Source organism: Arthrobacter tecti, from assembly GCF_054511355.1.
The window spans coordinates 70,978-91,397 of sequence record NZ_JBTNCT010000012.1 but is presented as its reverse complement, the minus strand read 5'-3'; the positions used below and the strand labels follow the sequence as shown (position 1 = coordinate 91,397).

The 20,420-nt window shown below is 64.0% G+C and carries 18 protein-coding genes and 2 riboswitches; of the genes, 15 read left to right on the top strand and 3 right to left on the bottom strand.

All coding sequences use genetic code 11. From position 1 onward, the window contains the following. Nucleotides 1-337: 337 nt before the first annotated feature. From ACX80C_RS13605 to ACX80C_RS13580, 6 genes are all read left to right on the top strand, one after another. On the top strand, nucleotides 338-652 hold the full coding sequence (locus ACX80C_RS13605; RefSeq protein ID WP_459326991.1) for a hypothetical protein: 315 nt from the start codon (nucleotides 338-340) through the stop codon (nucleotides 650-652). Between the two features lie 253 nt (nucleotides 653-905). After that, complete coding sequence (gene mshA / locus ACX80C_RS13600) at nucleotides 906-2,153, top strand: D-inositol-3-phosphate glycosyltransferase (protein WP_459326990.1); 1,248 nt, start codon at nucleotides 906-908, stop codon at nucleotides 2,151-2,153. Nucleotides 2,154-2,174: 21 nt separating this feature from the next. After that, the gene (locus ACX80C_RS13595; RefSeq protein WP_459326989.1) at nucleotides 2,175-2,957 is read left to right on the top strand and encodes a phosphatase; all 783 of its coding nucleotides are present in this window, start codon (nucleotides 2,175-2,177) and stop codon (nucleotides 2,955-2,957) included. 110 nt (nucleotides 2,958-3,067) lie between these two features. Next, nucleotides 3,068-4,759, top strand: a complete 1,692-nt coding sequence (locus ACX80C_RS13590) for a formate--tetrahydrofolate ligase (RefSeq protein WP_459326988.1) — start codon at nucleotides 3,068-3,070, stop codon at nucleotides 4,757-4,759. 74 nt (nucleotides 4,760-4,833) lie between these two features. After that, nucleotides 4,834-5,877, top strand: a complete 1,044-nt coding sequence (gene tdh, locus ACX80C_RS13585; RefSeq protein ID WP_459326987.1) for an L-threonine 3-dehydrogenase — start codon at nucleotides 4,834-4,836, stop codon at nucleotides 5,875-5,877. Between the two features lie 11 nt (nucleotides 5,878-5,888). Further along, complete coding sequence (locus tag ACX80C_RS13580) at nucleotides 5,889-7,079, top strand: glycine C-acetyltransferase (protein ID WP_459326986.1); 1,191 nt, start codon at nucleotides 5,889-5,891, stop codon at nucleotides 7,077-7,079. On the opposite strand, the gene ACX80C_RS13575 is transcribed toward ACX80C_RS13580, so the two are convergent. Beyond that, nucleotides 7,076-7,567, bottom strand: a complete 492-nt coding sequence (locus ACX80C_RS13575) for a DUF2306 domain-containing protein (RefSeq protein ID WP_459326985.1) — start codon at nucleotides 7,565-7,567, stop codon at nucleotides 7,076-7,078. The genes ACX80C_RS13580 and ACX80C_RS13575 overlap by 4 nt on opposite strands. A gap of 80 nt (nucleotides 7,568-7,647) precedes the next feature. On the opposite strand from ACX80C_RS13575, the gene ACX80C_RS13570 reads away from it, so the two are divergent. After that, nucleotides 7,648-8,295, top strand: coding sequence for a MerR family transcriptional regulator (locus tag ACX80C_RS13570; protein WP_459326984.1), 648 nt, complete (start codon nucleotides 7,648-7,650; stop codon nucleotides 8,293-8,295). 36 nt (nucleotides 8,296-8,331) lie between these two features. Here the strand turns inward: ACX80C_RS13570 and ACX80C_RS13565 are convergent, their stop codons facing one another. Beyond that, nucleotides 8,332-9,417 (bottom strand): inositol-3-phosphate synthase, encoded by a 1,086-nt coding sequence (locus tag ACX80C_RS13565; RefSeq protein WP_459326983.1) that lies wholly within the window; start codon nucleotides 9,415-9,417, stop codon nucleotides 8,332-8,334. A gap of 235 nt (nucleotides 9,418-9,652) precedes the next feature. Between ACX80C_RS13565 and ACX80C_RS13560 the strand changes: the two genes are divergently transcribed. Genes ACX80C_RS13560 through ACX80C_RS13540 form a run of 5 tightly spaced genes read left to right on the top strand, consistent with a single transcriptional unit; the run spans nucleotide 9,653 to nucleotide 14,947 of the window. Then, nucleotides 9,653-11,107, top strand: coding sequence for a hypothetical protein (locus tag ACX80C_RS13560; protein ID WP_459326982.1), 1,455 nt, complete (start codon nucleotides 9,653-9,655; stop codon nucleotides 11,105-11,107). Continuing rightward, nucleotides 11,104-12,201 carry a lipid II:glycine glycyltransferase FemX gene (locus tag ACX80C_RS13555; RefSeq protein ID WP_459326981.1) on the top strand — a complete coding sequence of 366 codons (1,098 nt, stop codon included), beginning with the start codon at nucleotides 11,104-11,106 and terminating at the stop codon, nucleotides 12,199-12,201. The genes ACX80C_RS13560 and ACX80C_RS13555 overlap by 4 nt, the downstream gene beginning before the upstream one ends. Beyond that, nucleotides 12,194-13,639 carry a phytoene desaturase family protein gene (locus tag ACX80C_RS13550; protein ID WP_459326980.1) on the top strand — a complete coding sequence of 482 codons (1,446 nt, stop codon included), beginning with the start codon at nucleotides 12,194-12,196 and terminating at the stop codon, nucleotides 13,637-13,639. Before ACX80C_RS13555 ends, ACX80C_RS13550 begins: the two co-directional genes overlap by 8 nt. Continuing rightward, nucleotides 13,636-14,532 (top strand): META domain-containing protein, encoded by an 897-nt coding sequence (locus tag ACX80C_RS13545; RefSeq protein ID WP_459326979.1) that lies wholly within the window; start codon nucleotides 13,636-13,638, stop codon nucleotides 14,530-14,532. The genes ACX80C_RS13550 and ACX80C_RS13545 overlap by 4 nt, the downstream gene beginning before the upstream one ends. Nucleotides 14,533-14,542: 10 nt before the next feature. Further along, the gene (locus ACX80C_RS13540; protein WP_459326978.1) at nucleotides 14,543-14,947 is read left to right on the top strand and encodes an NUDIX domain-containing protein; all 405 of its coding nucleotides are present in this window, start codon (nucleotides 14,543-14,545) and stop codon (nucleotides 14,945-14,947) included. A gap of 16 nt (nucleotides 14,948-14,963) precedes the next feature. Here the strand turns inward: ACX80C_RS13540 and ACX80C_RS13535 are convergent, their stop codons facing one another. Continuing rightward, the gene (locus ACX80C_RS13535) at nucleotides 14,964-15,608 is read right to left on the bottom strand and encodes a hypothetical protein (RefSeq protein WP_459326977.1); all 645 of its coding nucleotides are present in this window, start codon (nucleotides 15,606-15,608) and stop codon (nucleotides 14,964-14,966) included. 281 nt (nucleotides 15,609-15,889) lie between these two features. Between ACX80C_RS13535 and ACX80C_RS13530 the strand changes: the two genes are divergently transcribed. The 3 genes from ACX80C_RS13530 to gcvP all read left to right on the top strand — a co-directional run bounded on the left by ACX80C_RS13530 (nucleotide 15,890) and on the right by gcvP (nucleotide 20,417). Further along, the gene (locus ACX80C_RS13530) at nucleotides 15,890-16,951 is read left to right on the top strand and encodes an NAD(P)-binding domain-containing protein (protein ID WP_459326976.1); all 1,062 of its coding nucleotides are present in this window, start codon (nucleotides 15,890-15,892) and stop codon (nucleotides 16,949-16,951) included. A gap of 36 nt (nucleotides 16,952-16,987) precedes the next feature. Then, nucleotides 16,988-17,275, top strand: coding sequence for a hypothetical protein (locus ACX80C_RS13525; protein ID WP_459326975.1), 288 nt, complete (start codon nucleotides 16,988-16,990; stop codon nucleotides 17,273-17,275). A 69-nt stretch (nucleotides 17,276-17,344) separates the two neighbouring features. Continuing rightward, nucleotides 17,345-17,447: riboswitch (glycine riboswitch) on the top strand. Nucleotide 17,448: 1 nt separating this feature from the next. Continuing rightward, a riboswitch (glycine riboswitch) is annotated at nucleotides 17,449-17,553 on the top strand. Nucleotides 17,554-17,603: 50 nt separating this feature from the next. After that, on the top strand, nucleotides 17,604-20,417 hold the full coding sequence (gcvP, locus tag ACX80C_RS13520; protein WP_459326974.1) for an aminomethyl-transferring glycine dehydrogenase: 2,814 nt from the start codon (nucleotides 17,604-17,606) through the stop codon (nucleotides 20,415-20,417). Nucleotides 20,418-20,420 lie beyond the last annotated feature (3 nt).

Sequence of the window (20,420 nt, the reverse complement as noted above, 5' to 3'; positions counted from 1 at the left end):
GGCGAAGCGGCTCTTCGTGGGGTAGCTTTGATTTGTGCCATTGGGAGAACCCAATTTGCACGGTCCAGGTAAGCGCTAGACAGAAACGGAGGTGGGATTGGTGATTAATTTCCTTGGCGGCAAGATGGCCGCGCGAACCCGCCCAGCCTCCGTCATCGCTGCGCATTGATTTCCTGCTGAATCTGACACTTCCTCTCTAGAGTTCCTTCGGGAGAAGTCTCTCTTTCACCCATTGTGTGCCAGGCGGATTCGCCTCTCATTTGTGCGCCCCGCGTACAAATCTCCGGGCAATACCCGGCGTTTTTTCAACCAATCAACACAATTCCAGGAGATATCCATGCCTGCTTCTCAGGTACTTTCCGCCCCCATTTCCACCGAGCGCACCACGACGCAGGTCGATGCAGAGCCGCGTTCGCGGGGGGAATTCATCATGTCCGGCAACCTCACTCGCCTCGACGGGACCGTATCGGAGCCCGTTGATCCTGCAGCAGTGATGCCTGACTTCATGCAGCGAGAGGAGGTGCACACAATGATCAAGAAACTCCGGGACAGCGTTTCCTTCTGGAAGCGAATACAGGAATCACGCGTCGATAGTGCCTGGGAAAACGCCCAGTCGTACGCCTTGCCACAACACCACCTGTTCATCAAGTAACAGGCAAGTTTACGCGGCGTTCGAACCGAGCCGCACACTATCAACCGCGAAGGAGGACCTGATGCAAGTCATCACGCCCACCACCAGAGAAGCCCGCGCTTCCCAGCGCGGGCTTCCGCCTTTAACGCCGGACGGTTAGCCCCGGCCGGCGGAATGTGGCGCTCCCTCTGGACGTTATATGGTCAATCGTGGTTATCGACCCGGTTAAGAACGAGTATCCATAAACCTCTTGACCGAACTGAAGGGAGTGGACGTGACCTCCGTGAAGCGTGTGGCGATGCTCTCGCTCCACACGTCCCCCTTCGATCAGCCCGGCGGCGGCGACGCCGGCGGAATGAACGTCTATGTGCGCTCCGTTGCGTTGGAGCTCGCCAAGGTGGGTATCGCCGTCGAAGTTTTCACCCGTGCCGCAGCCGATGACCAGCCGCACACCGAAGAACTTGGCCCGGGCGTGATAGTCCGCCACATTGTTGCCGGCCCAACCCGCAAAGTGCCGAAGGAAGTGCTTCCGGAACTTTCGGACGACATCGCTGACGCTATTGCCGACGTCACCGACTTCCTCGCCGACGGACACTTCGACATCATTCATTCCCACTACTGGGTGTCGGGAATTGTAGGGCTCACGGTCGCTCAAGCGCTGAACCTGCCGCTGGTGCATTCGATGCACACCATGGCAAAAGTCAAGAATCTCCGCCTTCACGCCGGCGGCGTGCCGGAACCTCAGACGCGGGTCGACGGTGAGCAGGAAATCGTCAACGGCGCTGCCCGGCTGATTGCCAATACCAGCACGGAGGCGGCCGAACTGGAGTCGCTCTATGGTGCTGCCGCTGAACGCGTGGACATCGTCGCTCCCGGGGTGGACCTGGGTACGTTCAACGCGACGGACCGCGCCGGATCCCGCCGGAAGCTCGGCTTCAGCGAGGACACTTTCCATGTTGTATTCGCCGGACGCATCCAGAAGCTCAAGGGACCGCATGTCCTCGTCGAGGCGGCCGCCGATCTGCTCGCACGGCGTCCGGACATTCCGCTGCAGGTGAGCATCATCGGCTCCGGCAGCGGGCCGGAAGCACTCGAACTGCAGCCGCTGATCAACAGCCTTGGCCTGCAGGACGCCGTACGCCTTTACCCGCCGGTGCTGCCGCGGCAACTCGCGCACTGGTTCCGGGCGGCCGACGTCGTCGCCATGCCGTCCTACAGCGAGTCCTTTGGTCTTGTGGCCCTCGAAGCGCAGGCTTGCGGCACACCGGTTCTGGCCGCGAACGTCGGCGGCCTTCCGCAGGCCATCAGCAACGGGCGCACGGGAATCCTCGTGGATGGGCACGGAGCGGCGCTCTGGTCAGCGGCCCTGGAAGCACTGCACGACGACGACGGCATGCGCCGGACGCTCGGCACGAGCGCCGCAGTGCATTCGCTGGCCTTCGGTTGGCAGCGCACAGCGCTGTTTACCGCGCAAAGCTACCGCACCGCCGTCGAACAGTTCGAAGCCGCTCCCGCTCTGTAGCCGCTTGCATAGGATGATCGGGTGACTTCCTCTTCAACGCTGACCGCCGCAGAGCTGGCCGACTACCTGGATTCAGTAGGCATCACCGGGAAGGTCGCGACGCCGCGCCAAGATAACCTGCGCCACATGCGCCTCTTCCTTGAGGGCAATGAGCACCTGGAGTTCGGTGTCCGCCTCACCCGCGAGTGGACTCTTGACGATGTGTTCGAGCTGATGCATGAGCGTGTCGGGACGAGCTCTGACCTGGAACATCTCGAAGGCCAGGACACCATCGATTCGCGCAAGTGTGTGGCGTCGCTGGACAGGTTCGCTGAAAGGTTCGGAACAGCGGTCCGGAAGGAACAGCGGATCCTGTTCGCGACCGGCCATCCCGCCGGACTCCTTCCCGTCCATGCGGCGCTGGCTGCCGCGGCTGAGCGAGGCGGCGCGACTGTAGTCCGCGTCCCCGAAGGCCAGCCTTTCGGTGACGGCGATATCCGCCAACTGTTTGGGGTTCTTGTCTGGCATCAGTACGGCGGGCTTGTCCACACGCACTATCCCGAACCCATGCGGCTCAGTCTCGAGCTGCTGGCTTCACGGGGGGCTCCGCTGCCCGAACTGGTGGTGGCCGATCACGGCTGGGCCGGGCATGCCGCATCGGCCGGGATTCCCACTCTGGGATTCGCCGACTGCAATGACCCAGGCCTGTTTGTGTCCGAAGCGCAGGGGCAACTTGAAGTTGCCGTCCCCCTCGATGACAACCTTTGCCCCGGCCTGTACGAACCGATGACACGGTACGTCCTGGAACGCGCAGGGTTAGGCTGAGGGCCGGCCCGCGGAAGCCCGCTGGGCTAGCCGAAGCGCTGGTAGATTGAGACTGCGCCCTCACCAGGGCCGCCTGCAGTCCAGCCATCACCTTCGGAGGGATTTAGACGATGACGTCTACCCATGCCCCAGCAAGCGATCTCGACATTGCCCGCGCCGCACCTATCCGCCCCATCGGGGACATCGCGGCAGCGGCCGGCATCCCGGCCGGGGCCCTCGAACTCTACGGGCGTTACAAGGCGAAGATCGACATCTCGGCACTGGATTCTGCTGCCGGTGCGAGCCTCGGCAAGGTTGTGCTGGTCAGCGCCATGAGCCCCACTCCGGCGGGCGAAGGAAAGTCCACGTGCACAGTTGGCCTTGCTGATTCGCTGGCACGGGCGGGGCAGCGGGTGATGATCGCGCTGCGCGAGCCCTCGCTGGGCCCGATCCTTGGGATGAAGGGCGGCGCCACCGGCGGCGGGTACTCGCAGGTGCTGCCGATGGAGGACATCAACCTCCACTTCACGGGCGACTTCCATGCCATCACGAGTGCGAACAACACGCTTATGGCCCTTGTGGACAACCACATTTACCAGGGCAACGCACTGGGCATAGACCCGCGCCGGATTACCGTCAAACGGGTCCTTGACGTCAACGACCGGGCGCTGCGCGAAGTGGTCATTGGCCTGGGCGGTCCCACCCAGGGCACCCCACGCCAGGACGGGTTCGACATCACCGTAGCCTCCGAGGTGATGGCGGTCTTCTGCCTCGCCACCGGCCTTCAGGACCTGAAGAAGCGCCTCGCTGCCATCACCATTGGTTACACCTATGACCGGAAGCCGGTGACCGTTGCCGACCTACGGGTAGAAGGCGCCCTGACCATGCTCCTCAAGGACGCCATCAAGCCCAACCTGGTGCAGAGCATCGCCGGCACCCCGGCGCTGGTTCACGGCGGCCCGTTCGCGAACATTGCGCACGGCTGCAACTCGGTCATCGCTACCCAGACAGCGCGCAGGCTGGCCGACGTCGTCGTGACCGAAGCCGGTTTCGGAGCGGATCTGGGTGCCGAGAAGTTCATGGATATCAAGGCGAGATACGCAGATGTGGCGCCTGACGCCGTCGTCGTTGTTGCGACCATCCGCGCGCTCAAGATGCACGGCGGTGTGGCGAAGGGGGATCTCGGCGAGCCAAATGTCGCAGCAGTCGAGGCCGGTGCGGCAAACCTGCGGCGCCACGTACACAACGTCGAGAAGTTCGGCATCACCCCGGTGGTCGCCATCAATAAGTTCACCACGGACACCGATGAGGAACTCGCGTGGGTGCTGCAGTGGTGTGCCGCCGAGGGAATCAGTGCGGCCGTGGCGGATGTCTGGGGCGAAGGCGGCGGCGGTGCGGGCGGAGATGACCTCGCTGCGGCGGTTCTCGCCGCCCTCGACGCGCCGCGCTCCTTCCGGCACCTGTACTCCCTTGAACTTTCCATGGAGGAGAAGATCCGCACGATCGTCCAGGAGATCTACGGGGCGGACGGCGTCGATTTCTCGGTACCTGCCCTGCGCCGGCTGGCCGAGATTGAGGCCAACGGCTGGGGCGGACTGCCCGTGTGCATGGCGAAGACGCAGTACTCGTTCTCGGATGACGCGACGAAGCTGGGTGCACCGAAGGGCTTCACCATCCACGTTCGCGACCTCATCCCCAAGACCGGTGCCGGGTTTATCGTGGCCTTGACCGGCGCGGTGATGACCTTGCCGGGCCTGCCGAAGGAACCCGCCGCGCTGCGGATGGACGTAGACGACGACGGCGGGATTGTCGGTCTGTTCTGAGTCGTCCACCTACGTCCAGATCCTCCACCTTCGATACGCTGACGTGTGACATTGCACCAATGAAAGGACTTTGAGTGAAGGCGCTCTACAAACCCGGGCCACAACCCGGCTTCGAACTGGTCGATCGACCGGAGCCGAACCCGGGACTGGGAGAAGTGAAGATCAGGGTCATGGCCACCGGCATCTGTGGAACCGACCTGCACATTGAGTCCTGGGACGCCTGGGCTGCCGGGATCATCGAGGCGCCCCTCATTCCCGGTCACGAGTTCTACGGCGAAGTCGTTGAGCTCGGCGACGGCGTCCATGATGTCCGGGTTGGCGACAGGGTATCGGGCGAGGGCCACATTGTGTGCGGAATCTGCCGAAACTGCCGCGCCGGGCGCCGCCAGATGTGCATCCGCACCGTCAGCGTCGGCGTGCAGCGGGATGGGGCGTTTGCCGAGTTCGTGGTGATTCCGGAGACGAACGTCTGGGTGCACCATAACGGGGTCACCCCGGAACTCGGTGCCATCTTCGACCCGTTCGGCAACGCGGTCCACACCGCGCTGAGCTTCCCGCTCGTCGGTGAGGATGTATTGATCACCGGTGCCGGGCCGATTGGGCTGATCGCCATCGCCGTCGCCCGCCATGCCGGTGCACGGAACATCGCCATCACGGACGTCTCCCAGCCGCGGCTTGAGCTGGCACGGGCCATCGGCGTCGATCTCGCGGTGGACGTCAGCAAGATGCGCATCAACGAAGCCCAGCGCGAGCTTGAGATGCGCGAGGGATTCGACATCGGCCTGGAAATGTCCGGCCACCCCACCGCGCTGCCCGAGATGATCGACAACATGAACCACGGCGGCCGGATAGCGATGTTGGGCCTGCCGTCGCAGGACATCACCATCGACTGGGGCAAGGTAGTCACCCACATGCTTACCCTGAAGGGTGTGTATGGACGTGAGATGTTTGAGACCTGGTACGCCATGAGCGCGATGCTGCAGTCCAACCATGCCCTGCGCGACGCCGTGGCGAGCGTGGTCACGGACGTCCTGCCGGCGTCGGACTGGCAGCAGGGTTTCGACATTGCGCGCAATGGGCGCAGCGGAAAAGTTGTCCTTGACTGGACTGCGATCTAGAGGAGTAGCCGATGTTTGTTTCAGTACGGGACCAGCTTCAGTCCGAGTTGCAGGAAATTCGCGATGCGGGGCTTTACAAGCACGAGAGGACGATCTCGTCCCCGCAGTCCAACTCAATCCAGGCCGCGGTTGGCGATGCCGAGGGCGCGAAGGTACTCAACTTCTGCGCCAACAACTACCTTGGGCTGGCAGACCACCCGTCGATCATCGACGCTGCCAAGGGTGCGCTGGATGAGCGCGGCTTCGGGATGGCGTCCGTGCGGTTTATCTGCGGGACCCAGGACCTGCACCTTCAGCTCGAGCGGCGAGTGTCGGAGTTCCTTGGGACTGAGGACACCATCCTGTTCTCCTCGTGCTTCGACGCCAACGGCGGGGTGTTTGAATCCTTACTCACGGCGGAAGACGCCGTCATCTCCGACGCCCTCAACCACGCCTCCATCATCGACGGCATCCGGTTGAGCAAGGCACAGCGTTACCGCTACGCAAACCGCGACATGGCGGACCTCGAAGCGAAACTGAAAGAGGCATCCGGCGCACGGCGACGGCTGGTAGTCACGGACGGCGTCTTCTCGATGGATGGGTACCTCGCTCCGTTGAAGGAGATCTGCGACCTCGCCGAGCAGTACGACGCCATGGTGATGGTGGACGACTCACATGCTGTCGGGTTCATGGGTGATACCGGAGCCGGCACCCCCGAGCACGCCGGAGTATCCGACCGCATCGACATCTACACGGGAACCTTCGGGAAGGCGCTCGGCGGAGCCTCGGGCGGCTACGTCGCGGGCCGCCGCGAGATCGTCGAACTGCTGCGGCAGCGTGCCCGGCCCTACCTGTTCTCCAATTCGCTGGCCCCCTCCATTGTCGCGGCGACGCTGACGGCCCTCGACCTGGTACAGAACAGCGCCGACCTGCGTGCCCGCCTCGGTGAGAATGCAGCCCTGTTCCGCCGCCGGATGACCGAGGAAGGATTCGACCTCCTCGAAGGCGAGCACGCCATCATCCCCGTAATGTTCGGCGACGCCGTCACTGCTGCACGGGTTGCCGACTCCATGCTGGAACACGGCGTCTACGTGATCGCGTTCAGCTACCCGGTGGTGCCAAAGGGAGCAGCGCGTATCCGGGTGCAGTTGTCCGCGGCGCACAGCGCAGAGGACATCGAAGCCTGTGTTGCGGCGTTTATCGCGGCGCGGGAGTCTGCCTAAACCCGCGCCTTGCCCGTGGTGACGGTCCTGGTTACCGGCTTCCGCTGCGGCCTCACCGCGAGATAAATCCCGCCCGCGGTGAGCAGGACAAGGACACTGACGACGACGGCGGTACCCGGGTCATTTGCGAGAAGCCTGGGTATCGCGCGTCCCGGCGCGGTAGCTGCGAAGACGAACGCGATCGCGATGCCGATGTAGCTGCCGATCATGTTGGCGCGGTGCGCCGTGATATTGCGCCGGATTGCTGAGACCAGCCCGAGTGTGACCGTGACAATGGTGAACGCGGAGAGGCCGTGGAGCCAGCTGAAGTGCCCGTCGGTGACAATCCAGAAGCTGCTGACGCAGACAAAGTACATGGCGGTCACCCATGTGTAGCCGATGATCCGGTGGGTGCGGTCGCGGCGTCGCCGAAGGATGTTCAGTGGTCCCAGCACCAACACATACAGCGCGGCGATCACGTGGGCGGCTAGCAGTGGGCTCCAGTCCATGCCTATAAGATAGTCCTACTATCTTGTTGCTGTATATCAAGATAGTTCCTGCTGATCTGCTATCCGATGAAGGGCGGCCCGTGCAGCTGAAGGAGCTCAGCGATGCGACCGGCGTCAGCCCGGCCAGCATCAAGTTTTATCTGCGTGAGGGACTTCTGCAACGCGGCGACCAGGTACACGCCACTCGCGCCGAGTACGCTTTGCGGCACGTCGAGCGTCTCGAACTCATCACCGGGCTGCGCACGGTGGCGGGACTCCGGATCGACCAGATCCGGGCGCTCGTGGACCTGATCGATGATCCGGATGTGGCGAGGCTCGAGCTACTCAGGCGAACGCACGCCATGGTCTTGGGAGCACCATCGGAAACGGTTCCCGACCACCCCCTCGTTCATGAACTCATGACCGCCCGGGATTGGCCCGATCACCCGTCGGACGCGCGGATGCTGCTTAACGGCACACTGCGCGAGATGGAGGCCATGGGACTCTCGGTGAGTGCCGACGTCGTACTCGCCTATGCTGACGCCGCAGACCGGGTGGCGAGTCAGGACCTCGGGGCGGTCTTCCGTGCTGAAAGCAGGGACCGGACGGTACTCGCGGTAGCTGTTGGCGTACGGGCATACAGCAAGCTGCTGGCAAGCTTGGTTGCGCTGGCGCAGGCGTCGCAGAGCATCCGGCGGCTAGGCGGGGCTGAACAGGTGCTTAACGACGACGACGCGGTCCGGGGCTGATTCCCTGGCCGCGCCGTCTGAACTGCACAGCGATTTTTACCGGTCGATGTCGCCGCGGATGAAGGCTTCGACCTTCTCCTTGGCGATGTCGTCGTTGTACTGTTCCGGCGGCGACTTCATGAAGTAGCTCGATGCCGAGAGGATCGGTCCGCCGATTCCCCGGTCAGCAGCGATCTTGGCTGCCCGGATGGCGTCGATGATCACGCCTGCGGAGTTCGGGGAGTCCCACACTTCCAGCTTGTACTCCAGGGAGACGGGGGCGTCGCCGAAGTTGCGGCCCTCGAGACGGACGAAGGCCCATTTGCGGTCATCGAGCCAGGCGACGTAGTCCGACGGGCCAATATGGACGTCGTCGGCGTGCATCTTTGCCTCGACGTTGGAGGTGACCGCCTGGGTCTTCGAGATCTTCTTGGATTCAAGGCGCTCACGCTCGAGCATGTTCTTGAAGTCCATGTTGCCGCCGACGTTGAGCTGGTAGGTGCGGTCCAGCGTGACGCCGCGGTCTTCGAAAAGCTTCGCCATGACGCGGTGGGTGATGGTGGCGCCGATCTGGCTCTTGATGTCATCGCCGACAATCGGGACGCCGGCGGCAGTGAACTTGTCAGCCCATTCTTTGGTGCCGGCAATGAAGACGGGCAGTGCGTTCACAAAAGCGACACCGGCGTCGATGGCGCACTGTGCGTAGAACTTCGCGGCGTCGTCGGAGCCTACAGGGAGGTAGCAGACCATGACGTCGACCTGCGCGGCCTTCAGCTCGGCGACGATGTCAACGGGCTCAGCATCGGATTCGACGATTGTTTCGCGGTAGTACTTACCGAGGCCGTCAAGGGTGTGGCCGCGCTGCACCTTGATGCCGGTGGGCGGTACATCGGCGATCTTGATGGTGTTGTTCTCGCTGGCGCCGATGGCATCGGCGAGGTCCAGCCCCACCTTCTTGCCGTCCACATCGAAGGCGGCAACAAACTGCACGTCATTGACGTGATACTTGCCGAATTTCACGTGCATCAGACCGGGGATGGTGGCCGTCGGATCTGCATCCTTGTAGTACTGGACGCCCTGCACCAGGGACGCTGCACAGTTCCCGACACCGACAATCGCTACCCGTATGGGGTTAGTTCCCACTGTTCTCCTCTTTACGCGCATTTATAACCGCTCGGACTGACGTTTTGTTAGCCTTGCCCCCGGCGAATTCACAGCTAACACAGTCTACTTGTAATTGGGAACGCGTGCGGAGGCCGCCGCATTCCTCGAGCGGCGTATTCGGCGGAACAGTCGTGCAGCACAGGCGACTTCCCGGCGGACGAGGGCACCTGATCTACACGAAAGTTCAGCAAGTTCCGGTTGTAGGCTGTGCAGCATGGAGCACGAGGAGAATGATCGCCGCCCGGCGAGCATCTCCGTGCCGTCGCGGATGGACCCGCTATTACGCCTCCTCACGGAGGGCGTGGGCGGTCCACTTGGGAAGCACGCGGCTCCCGGCCGGGTGCACGCCGGCCCCTTGACTGTTGGCCGGGTTCTCGTTCTATTGACGACGACGGCGGCCCTGCTCGCGGTGCTCGTGAAAAATCCATGCCGGGTTGACGGATGGATAAGGCCCGAACAGTTTTATCGGGCCTGCTACTCGGACTGGTCCGAGGCCTTCCAGTTTCAGGGGCTGGGACGTGGCTCGTTCCCGATCTTCGATGACGCGTCCACCTATGACGGACCAGCTCTCCAGGGGCTTTTCGCCGGGATTGTGTCCCTACTGATTCCGGCGTCGGATCCTGTACGCGCGGAGGCCGTTGTGCAGTTCTTCGACGTCAACGCTGTTCTGATTGCGGCGGCGTGGGTTGGAGCCGTCATCGCTACTCTGCGGCTAGCAAGCCGCCGGCCCTGGGACGCGGTGATTGTGGCGGTGGCCCCAATAGCCATCTTCACCGCCACCTCCAGTTGGACGATGGTCGCGGTACTGCTTGGTGTCCTGGCATTACTGGTGTTCGCCAAGGACCGGTACGTTTTGGCGGGCGTGCTACTGGGCGTCGGTGCGGGATTCAGTGTCCACGTTCTGCTGATCTACGGTGCTGTGGTTCTCCTCACCGTACGAACAGGGCTCTGGCGGCCCTCGCTTCTCACCGGGGTTGGGCTTGCGATCACCTGGATAGTTGCCACTCTGACGCTCGGGACTGGTGCTCCGAGCTGGGAGTATGATCCGGCCCGCATAGATGTTTCATCGTCGGTGTGGGCGTCGTACAACCTGCTGGCCGAACGGGTAGGAGCCCCGGTGCTGACGGCTGGAACCGTGGAGGTGGCCGCCGTCGTCGGCTTCCTGGTTCTTGCCGTGCTGGTTGTATTGCTGGTGTTGCGCGCGCCCCGGCGCCCCCGTCTTCCACAGGTGGCTTTTCTGCTGGTTGGCGCCCTGGTGCTGGTGCTTCCCGACTACCGCCCGGCATTCACCCTGTGGCTCCTACCGCTGCTTGCGCTCTCATATGTCGATTGGAGAATGTTCATCGGCTGGCAGGTTGTCGAAGTGCTCCACTGGTGGGCTCACTGGATGTTCATAGCGAGGGAAACTTCTTCGGGGGCTGTTGAGAACAACATAGATTCGCCCTTCTACGCAGCGGCGATCCTCGCCCGGGTAGGGGTCACGGCGTACCTGATGTATCGCGTCGCGGAACATATGCTTCAACCGGCATTTGATCCGGTCCGCAGGCTCGATATTGACGATCCCGCGGGCGGCCCCTTCAACGGCGCCCCTGATCACGCGCGCAGTGCTCCGGTAGGCTTGGAGCCGTCTGCTTCACCATCGAATACCGGCCCGAAAGACCCCACGTGACCTCAACAGTCTTCCGCAGCGAACGCCTCACCCCCGAGGCTTTCGAGGCGTTGGCGTCGGCGCATTCCGACGTCGTTATTTCGCTCGAGCAGACCCCGCAGTGGGCCGAGTTCGAGCGCCGGCTGGGACGCGAGCCGTACGGGTTGTGGGCTTATTACGACGACGGCGGGGCGCCCGTCGCGGTCATGAGCCTCCTGAGGGTGCGGCGCCGGTTTCGGGAATCGCTGGTGGCGGTCAACGGGCCGGCCTGGATCGCGGAGCGCACCCCCGACGCGGAAGTACGCCTGATGCGAACCGCGCAGGAGCAGTTTTCAACGGATACCGAAGCAAAGCCGCTGTATGTGCGCATGCAGGTGAAGCATCAGCAGCCGCCGGCGGATGGACCGATCGAGCACGGCTGGTACGAGCGGGAGATCGTCGTGGATCTGACCCCGTCCGAGGACGCCATCTTCAAGTCCTTCCGCCCGAACGCGCGCAACAGTATCCGGCGGGCTGAACGCGCCGGTGTGGAAATCCGCGTCATAGACCGCGGTGAGTGGGCCCGGGTCTTCCAGGACGAGCTTTACCCGATTCTTCAGGAGACCGCGGAGCGCGACGGATTCTCAAGCTTCTCGCCTGAGTACTACCAGGAGCTGCTGACGAGCCTGGGCGATCACCTGCGGGTTATGGTGGCGTACTCGCAGGACAGGGCGGTGAGCTGGCTCATCACCACGGAGTACCGCGGCTATTCCGTCTATTACTTCGCCGGCAGCACCCATGATGCGCGTAAGACCTTTGCGCCCTACCTGCTGCTCTGGGAGGCGTTCAAGCTCCTGAAGGCGAACGGAAACACTGCATGCGGACTGACCGGCATCGTGAGTGAGAACTACCCACAGCTGCAGAACGTGACCACCTTCAAGCGGAACTTCTCCAAGAACGTCGTTCATGTTCCAACGACATACGACATCCCGCTCGACCCGCGGAAGTACCGCCTTGTTCTCGGTGCGCTTACGGCCCGGCGGGCCCTGTCCAACAAGGGACGAGGGATCCTGATGGGGGCGGCGTCGTCGCTGTCGAAACTGCGCGCCCGCCGATCGGCAGCTGAGAATGGCTGACGTCGCGATTGTCGGTGCCGGACCCAACGGGTTGGCGGCCGGCGTCGTGATCGCCCGGGCGGGCCTGAGCGTCGAAGTCTTCGAGGCGGAACGGACCATTGGCGGCGGGTCCCGCACCATGGAGCTGCTCGAACCCGATCACCTGCACGACATCTGCTCCGCCGTGCACCCAATGGCGTTGGCTTCGCCTTTCTTCCGGAAATTCGGCCTGGCGGACCGGGTTGCGTTTGTGGTGCCCGAACTGTCCTACGCCAATCCGCTCGACGGCGGCCGGGCGGCGCTTGCGTACCGCGATCTTGGCCGAACGGCGCTTGGCCTGGGCCGGGATGGAACGGCGTGGCGGCGGCTTATGCGGCCGCTGGTTCAACACATCGACGGCGTTGTTTCGACCGGGCTCAACCAGTTCCTGCGGGTTCCGGAGCATCCGGTTGCTGCTGGGCTATTGGGCCTTGCCACGGTGGAGCAGGGTACGCCGCTGTGGAACCTCCGGTTCTCAACCGAGGAGGCCGCCGCACTGTTTACCGGGGTGGCCGCGCATGCGGTTGCGCCGCTGCCGACCCTGGCCTCCGCAGGTGCCGGCCTGACGCTTGGTGCGCTGGCGCATGCTGTCGGGTGGCCGATCCCGGTAGGGGGTTCTCAGGCGTTGGTCGCGGCGATGGCGGAGGATATCCGAGCCCACGGCGGGGTGATTCACACTGGGCGTCCGGTTGAGTCGCTCGCCGAGTTCGACGGTACGCGGGCGGTGCTTCTCGATGTCTCGCCACCCGTATTGCGCTCCTTGGCCGGCGGGCGGTTGCCCCAACGCTATGCAGCGGCGCTCGAGCGGTTCCGGTTCGGTGACGGGGCGTGCAAGGTGGACTTCATCCTGTCCGGTCCCGTGCCGTGGGCGAATCCGGAGGTGCGGTCTGCCGGCACGGTGCATGCCGGCGGTTCCCGGGCGGAAGTGGCCAATTCCGAGGCTGAAGTGGCGGCGGGGCGGCATCCCGAGAACCCGTATGTGCTGGTGTCACAGCCATCGCAGTTCGACCCCTCCCGCGCACCGCACGGCCGGCAAATTCTTTGGTCCTACTGCCACGTCCCCAACGGGTCGGACCGCGACATGACCGAGGCGGTGGTGCGCCAGATCGAGCGTTTCGCTCCCGGCTTCCGTGACGTCGTCGTCCGTTCACATACGACGACGGCGGCGGAAATGGAGCGCCACAACGCCAACTATGTGGGCGGTGACTTCAGCGGAGGCGCGGTCACTATTCCTCAGTTGCTGGCCCGCCCTGTGTTTGGGCCACGCCCTTGGCGGACGCCGCTGAAGGGCGTGTACCTGTGCTCCGCTTCGACTCCGCCCGGACCCGGCGTGCATGGCATGGGGGGCTTTCATGCGGCGAAGCTCGCGTTGAAGGACGTATTCGGGCTGGGTGTACCGGACTTGGGAGGGGAAAAATGAAGCGACACACGCGCGGACGTATCGCCCTTATGGCGGCCGTCTGCCTGGCAATCCTTGCGGGCTGCGGGATGGCTCAGAATGGGCCAGGCGGCCCTGGTGTGGAACCGCCCGGCAGTACGGAACCGGGCTCAAGCGCCGATTCGACGCCGACGGGAAACTCTGTGCCGCTTGACCTAGTCAATCTGTGGCGGGTGTCGGGAGCGGAAGGGGAAGACGTTGATACATGGCTTCGGTTAGAGGCGAAGGAGTTTCAGCTGTGGCGGGACTGCGGGATGATTTCGGGCGCCTGGGTGGCTGATGGCAGCGCATTTCTCGCTTCGACGAGCGGCGCGAGCGGGGAATGTGTGACTGGACCCGGCCTTCCCGGAATCGACTGGCTTGAAGTCGTCACACAGTTTCAAGCCAAAGGGGCTGGTTTTGAACTCGTGGGTGCGAATGACGAGGTCGTAGCGACTCTCACAGTGGATGGTGCCCCTGAACCGCTGCCCACCGCCGCCGAGTTCTATGCGGAGCCCCCGGTTATCACTGCCGAAGTGCGGGAGGCCATGCGTCCGGCAGCCCCGCTCGCGCCGCACCTGCGCCCGGCTACTGCGGATGAATTGCCCGGCCGCTGGGTACCAGCAGAGGGGAGCTCTTCGACTGACCCACATTTACTGATGAATGCGGATGGAACGTGGACCGGCACGGATGGGTGCAATGGCTCTACAGGGCGCTGGACGGCGGATGGGCGCGGCAGCCTGCTGACAACCTCGGGCGCATCGACCCTGATTGGTTGTGACGGTGTGAATGTGCCGTCATGGGTTGGGCTCGCGCGGACGGCAGGTTTCGACGGCGCTGTCCTGCTCCTGTTCAACATCGATGGCGAGCAACTCGGTTCGCTCCAACGGGGCTAGCGGGGCACCAATGCCGTCGCATGTTGTAGCGGTGGGGATACTGGTTTCTTCCGCCGGGCAGGTGCTCCTGTGTCGACGCAGTGCCGCGAAGCGCTGGTATCCGAACGTGTGGGACTTTCCCGGCGGACATGTCGAGGCGAACGAGTCACCATCCTGTGCGCTTGTCCGGGAGCTACGCGAGGAACTCGATATCGAGGCGGTCGTTCCGGCGGATGCGCGATGGACGTTCTCGTCGGACGTGCTCACGGCGCACGTCTACGTCGTCGAGCGTTGGAAAGGGACACTCCACAACGCTGCTCCCGACGAGCATGACGAACTGCGCTGGGTTTCGCCGGGCGACGCCGCGTCGATGGACCTGGCTCATCCGGAGTGGCTGCACCTGATCGAAGTCACGCTCAAAAGGGGCCAGGAATGAGCAGGAGCACTTGCACTCAGGAAGCATCTCCGCCCAGCACGTCCACGTGCACATGGTCGAGGTGACGGAGTATCTCGTTGCTTGGGTCAGGGGCGTCGTAGTCATGCCATTGGCCTCGGGAGATGTGTGCGCTCCAGAATTGGTCGTCGAAGATCACGTACTGGATGTTGAGGTCTCCGGCATGGGCGACCAGCCAGTGCGCCAGCATCCACCCCTGGCGCCGGTTCTCCTCGCTAACCGGGCGGAAAAAGACGTCGATGGCCCGGCCGTCGTAGTGCGTCGAGTCCCCACCGTGTCCCTGGTCGACGCCGCCCGGAGCAAACCCGCCCAGGCTCTGCTCGCCGAACACTTCGGTCATCGCCTCACGCAACTGTTCGGCGCGCGGGGTCAAGCCGGTAGCGGTCAACTGCTGAACCTCCAGGTCCTGGGCAGCTGAACCCCGGCACGACAGACTGGGACCAGCGTCATCGGGCGGCCCGTTGGCCAGGCGTTGCAATACTGCCTCATCGATGCCCGTGGTGTCCGGTGCCTCCATCCCGCGGACACGCAGCGCAACCGCGGTAGTAGCCAGTTGCGCCTCGTCACGATCGAGGGTTATTTCACCCTCCGAGGTCTCGACCACGCACTCAGCCGCCGGCAGCAAACCATCCGCACCGCTCACGCCCCTGAGTAAGCCTGGACCGAGGAGCACCAATACTGTTGCGAGCACTACGAACAGAAGAAGGCTAAAGAGCAGGCGGACTGGACGACGCCCGCTCGGATCGGTATCGCGATGTGTGGTCGTAAGAGCAGCGATGACACAACCCTTTCGACGCTTTGGAGGAGGTGCAACTGGTGGGTTTAACTCACCGCTGCGGCCGGTAGTTCCTGTCGCCCCGTCCGGCCGAGGGGTCCAGGGAACAGCAACGCCCCGGCCGGTGTTCGATGAGGAGGAGGTAGAACATGCGACAAGTCATCGTCATCGGAGCAGGACAGGCCGGACTCTCCGCTGCCTACTATCTGCAGCGCCAAGGGCTAAATTCGGAGCGGGACTTCCTCGTCCTTGACTCCAACGAGGGCCCGGGCGGCGCGTGGCGGCACCGCTGGGACTCGCTCACCTTCGGTACGGCACACAACATCCATGACCTGCCCGGCATGGAGCTCGGTATCCCCGATCCCACGGAACCGGCGTCGAAAGTCGTTGCTCGCTACTACGGCCGTTACGAGCAGGAGTTCAGGCTCAGGGTCCTCCGCCCGGTCAAAGTCCATGCCGTGAAGGACCAGCAGGGCGCCCTTCAGATCCACACCGACAACGGCACCTACACAACCCGGCTGCTCATCAACGCAACCGGTACCTGGGATCGCCCATACTGGCCCCACTACCCCGGCCGTGAGATATTTCGCGGCAGACAGCTGCACACCCGTGACTTCACAAGCGCCGGCGAATTCCGGAATCAGAGTGTCGTTGTGGTGGGTGCGGGCACTTCCGCGGTGCAATTCCTCCTCCAACTGAACGACGCCGGCGCCAGAACCACCTGGGTAACCCGAAAGCCGCCCAACTTCACCGAGCGGACGTTCGACGCCGAGTGGGGCCGCGACGTCGAACGCCAGGTGAGCGCGCGCACGAAAGCCGGGCTGCCGCCGTCGAGCGTTGTCTCCGTCACCGGACTGCCGCTCACGGACCAGTACCGCGCCGGAATCGAGGCAGGGACCCTGCGCTCCGCAGGTCCGCTCAAGCGGATCACCGAAACAGGGATAGAGCTCGACGACGGCACGGCAGTCCCGGCTGACGCAATCCTCTGGGCAACCGGGTTTCGTCCGGCGCTGGATCACCTGACACCGCTGAAATTGCGTGAGCCCGGAGGCGGAATCCGGATGGATGGCGTCCGGGTGCTGAAGGACAGCAGGGTGTTGCTGGTCGGCTACGGTTCATCGGCCTCCACCCTCGGAGCCACCAGGGCAGGTCGGGCGGCGGCGATGCAGGCCGTTCGGCAGCTTGGTGCGGACGCGAGACTGGCTGGCTAGGGATTCATGGGCGGGCCGATGGACCACAATAGGGGAATGACGCATCACCCCCACGCAGTGCCGCCGCCCAGGACGCGACGCCTTAAGGGCCCCATCATCCTGATGGCCCTACCGGCAGCGGTCATTGTGCTTCTGGCGGTTGTCTATGCGGTGTTGCTTGCCACGCCGCTGGGCACCGATCCCAACGCCGCGGGCATCTTCCTCCCGCTGGCCCTTCTTGTGGGAGCGGCACTCGTAGTGGGGGTTCCAGTATTTCTCGGTGGCCTGATCTGGCTGTTGGTCAGGTTGGGACGCCAGGACGCGTCAGCCGGAATGCGCGGATAATCCAACTTTGCCACGTCAACCCGGCGGCGAGTAAGCTTGGTCACGATCCACCCACAATTTCATAGCCTTTGACCCGCAGCGGGAGAGATCTGCCGTTGACAAGACATCCGGCAGGCGCCGTAGGAGCAAATCCTCCCCAGGAATCTCTCAGGCCCAGCACCGCAGCGGAAAGGCAACTCTGGAAAGCAGTCCGGCCGCATGACAGCCGCACTCACCGACGGTGCAATGCGAAGAACACTATTCGCGGAATCTCTCAGGTCCAATACAGAGCGGGGAGGAACTCGACCACAGTCCGCATAAACCGCGGGCCTGATCTACGGAGTTCCTCATGACCTCGCCCACGGAATCTACTTTCTCCGACCGCCACATCGGCCCTCGCTCGAGCGACGCCGAACAGATGCTCAAGGTCCTCGGCTACCCGAGCCTGGACAAGCTCGTTGACGTGGCGGTACCGGCAAGCATCCGGTCCGCCGAGGCACTCGACCTACCCGTTGCACGCAGCGAGTCCGAGGTGCTGGCCGAACTCCGCAGCATCGCCGCAAAGAACAAGACCGCCGTCCAGATGATTGGACAGGGCTACTACGACACGGTGACGCCTCCCGTGATCCGCCGCAACGTCCTCGAATCGCCGGCCTGGTACACCGCCTACACTCCGTATCAGCCCGAAATTTCGCAGGGCCGGCTCGAAGCGCTGCTGAACTTCCAGACAATGGTCCAGGACCTCACCGCCCTGCCAATCGCCAACGCATCACTGCTCGACGAAGCCTCCGCAGTTGCCGAAGCCGTCCTCCTCATGCGCCGCTCCGGCAAGAACAAGGGCCGCACGGTCCTCGACGCTGATTGCCTGCCCCAGACCGTCGCCGTCGTGAAGGGCCGCGCAGAGGCGCTCGGCTTCGAGATCGAGGTCGCGAACCTCGCAGACGGACTGCCTGAGGGCGACATCAACGGCGTCGTCCTCCAGCAGCCCGGCACGTCCGGTGCCATCCGCAACCATGCCGACATCATCGCGAAAGCGCACGACGGCGGCGCCCTGGTCACGGTCGCAACCGACCTTCTTGCGCTCACCCTCATTACCCCTCCGGGTGAGCAGGGCGCCGATATTGCTGTCGGCTCCGCCCAGCGGTTCGGCGTTCCACTGTTCTTCGGCGGCCCGCACGCGGCCTTCATGGCTGTGCGTAAGGGCCTTGAGCGCATGCTTCCCGGGCGCTTGGTCGGTGTCTCCAAGGATTCCGGCGGCGCTGCCGCCTACCGCCTCGCGCTGCAGACCCGCGAACAGCACATCCGCCGCGAGAAGGCGACCTCCAACATCTGCACCGCGCAGGCACTCCTCGCGATTGTGGCCAGCATGTACGGGGTCTACCACGGCCCAGATGGCCTGAAGGCGATCGCCGAGCGGGTACACGGCAAGGCTGCGAAGCTTGCGAAGGCGCTGCCCGGTACCGTGCACCAGCAGTTCTTCGACACCCTCCTCGTGAAGGTGGACAACGCAGCTGACGTCCTCGCCAAAGCCGAAGAGCGGGGCATCAACCTGCGGCCGGCCGGTGAAAACCTCATCGGCATTTCCTGCGACGAAACCACCACCGACGCACACCTGCAGACTCTCGCCGAGGTTTTCGGCGTCGAACTGCCGGGCGTCGCCGAGGGAACGATTCCCGCCGAGTTGCAGCGGACGTCGTCGTACATGACCCACCCGGTGTTCTCGCTCCACCGTTCCGAGACGCAGATGCTCCGCTACCTGCGCCGCCTCTCCGACCGCGACCTGGCGCTGGACCGGACCATGATCCCGCTGGGTTCATGCACCATGAAGCTCAACGCCACAGTGGAGATGGAACCCATTTCGTGGCCCGAGTTCGCAACCATCCACCCCTTCGCTCCCACGCACCAGACCGAGGGCTGGCGCCAGCTGATCGAGGACCTCGAGGGCCGGCTCGCGGAAATCACCGGCTACGCCGCGGTCTCGATCCAGCCGAACGCCGGATCGCAGGGCGAGCTCGCCGGACTGCTGGCCATCCGCAACTACCACCTCTCCCGCGGCGACGAAGCCCGCACCGTATGCCTCATCCCCTCGTCGGCACACGGCACCAACGCGGCGTCGGCAGTGCTTGCCGGCATGAAAGTGGTGGTGGTCAAGACCGCCGAAAACGGCAACATTGACCACGATGACCTCAAGGCCAAGATCGAGGCCAACAAGGACACCCTGTCCGCCATCATGATCACCTACCCCTCCACCCACGGCGTGTTCGAGGAAGATGTCCGCTGGGTGTGCGACCAGGTCCACGGCGCAGGCGGACAGGTCTACATCGACGGCGCGAACCTCAACGCGCTGGTCGGCCTCGCCAAGCCGGGCGAGTTCGGAGGCGACGTGTCGCACCTGAACCTGCACAAGACCTTCTGCATCCCGCACGGCGGCGGCGGACCCGGCGTCGGGCCCGTTGCGGTTGCTGCGCACCTCGCGCCGTTCCTGCCGGGGGATGCGAACAATGGACACGGCAACCCGGCCGGCGTGCCGATTTCCGCCTCGCGCTACGGTTCGGCCGGCGTGCTGCCAATCTCCTGGGCTTATGTGGCGCTGATGGGCAGCGAGGGCCTGACGGCGGCGACCAAGTCCGCACTGCTGGCCGCGAACTATGTCGCATCCCGCCTGAATGAGCACTTCCCGGTGCTCTACTCCGGTGAAAACGGCCTGGTTGCACACGAGTGCATCCTCGACCTGCGGGCGCTGACCGCAAAGACCGGCGTTACGGCCGAGGATGTCGCCAAGCGCCTCATCGACTACGGTTTCCACGCACCGACCCTCAGCTTCCCGGTCGCCGGCACGCTGATGGTGGAGCCTACGGAGTCAGAGGACCTCGGCGAGCTGGACCGCTTCGTGGACGCGATGATCGCGATCAAGGGTGAGATCGACCGCGTCGGTGACGGCGAGTGGGAACTCGAGGAGAGCCCGCTCCGCCAGGCCCCCCACACGGCACAGGCCCTCATCAGCGACAGCTGGTCGCAGGCCTACCCGCGTGAAACGGCGGCGTACCCACTTCGGACCTTGCGCCACGACAAGTACTTTCCGCCGGTACGCCGGATCGACGGCGCCCACGGTGACCGGAACCTTGTGTGTTCGTGCCCTCCAATCGAAGCGTTTGAAGACTAAGGA

Bases quoted from the DNA above. Each gene is read 5' to 3' on its own strand.
- ACX80C_RS13605 (WP_459326991.1), top strand. From the start codon at position 338: ATGCCTGCTTCTCAGGTACTTTCCGCCCCCATTTCCACCGAGCGCACC.
- ACX80C_RS13590 (WP_459326988.1), top strand. From the start codon at position 3,068: ATGACGTCTACCCATGCCCCAGCAAGCGATCTCGACATTGCCCGCGCC.
- ACX80C_RS13580 (WP_459326986.1), top strand. From the start codon at position 5,889: ATGTTTGTTTCAGTACGGGACCAGCTTCAGTCCGAGTTGCAGGAAATT.
- ACX80C_RS13575 (WP_459326985.1), bottom strand. From the start codon at position 7,567: ATGGACTGGAGCCCACTGCTAGCCGCCCACGTGATCGCCGCGCTGTAT.
- ACX80C_RS13560 (WP_459326982.1), top strand. From the start codon at position 9,653: ATGGAGCACGAGGAGAATGATCGCCGCCCGGCGAGCATCTCCGTGCCG.
- ACX80C_RS13550 (WP_459326980.1), top strand. From the start codon at position 12,194: ATGGCTGACGTCGCGATTGTCGGTGCCGGACCCAACGGGTTGGCGGCC.
- ACX80C_RS13545 (WP_459326979.1), top strand. From the start codon at position 13,636: ATGAAGCGACACACGCGCGGACGTATCGCCCTTATGGCGGCCGTCTGC.
- ACX80C_RS13540 (WP_459326978.1), top strand. From the start codon at position 14,543: ATGCCGTCGCATGTTGTAGCGGTGGGGATACTGGTTTCTTCCGCCGGG.
- ACX80C_RS13530 (WP_459326976.1), top strand. From the start codon at position 15,890: ATGCGACAAGTCATCGTCATCGGAGCAGGACAGGCCGGACTCTCCGCT.
- ACX80C_RS13525 (WP_459326975.1), top strand. From the start codon at position 16,988: ATGACGCATCACCCCCACGCAGTGCCGCCGCCCAGGACGCGACGCCTT.
- gcvP (WP_459326974.1), top strand. From the start codon at position 17,604: ATGACCTCGCCCACGGAATCTACTTTCTCCGACCGCCACATCGGCCCT.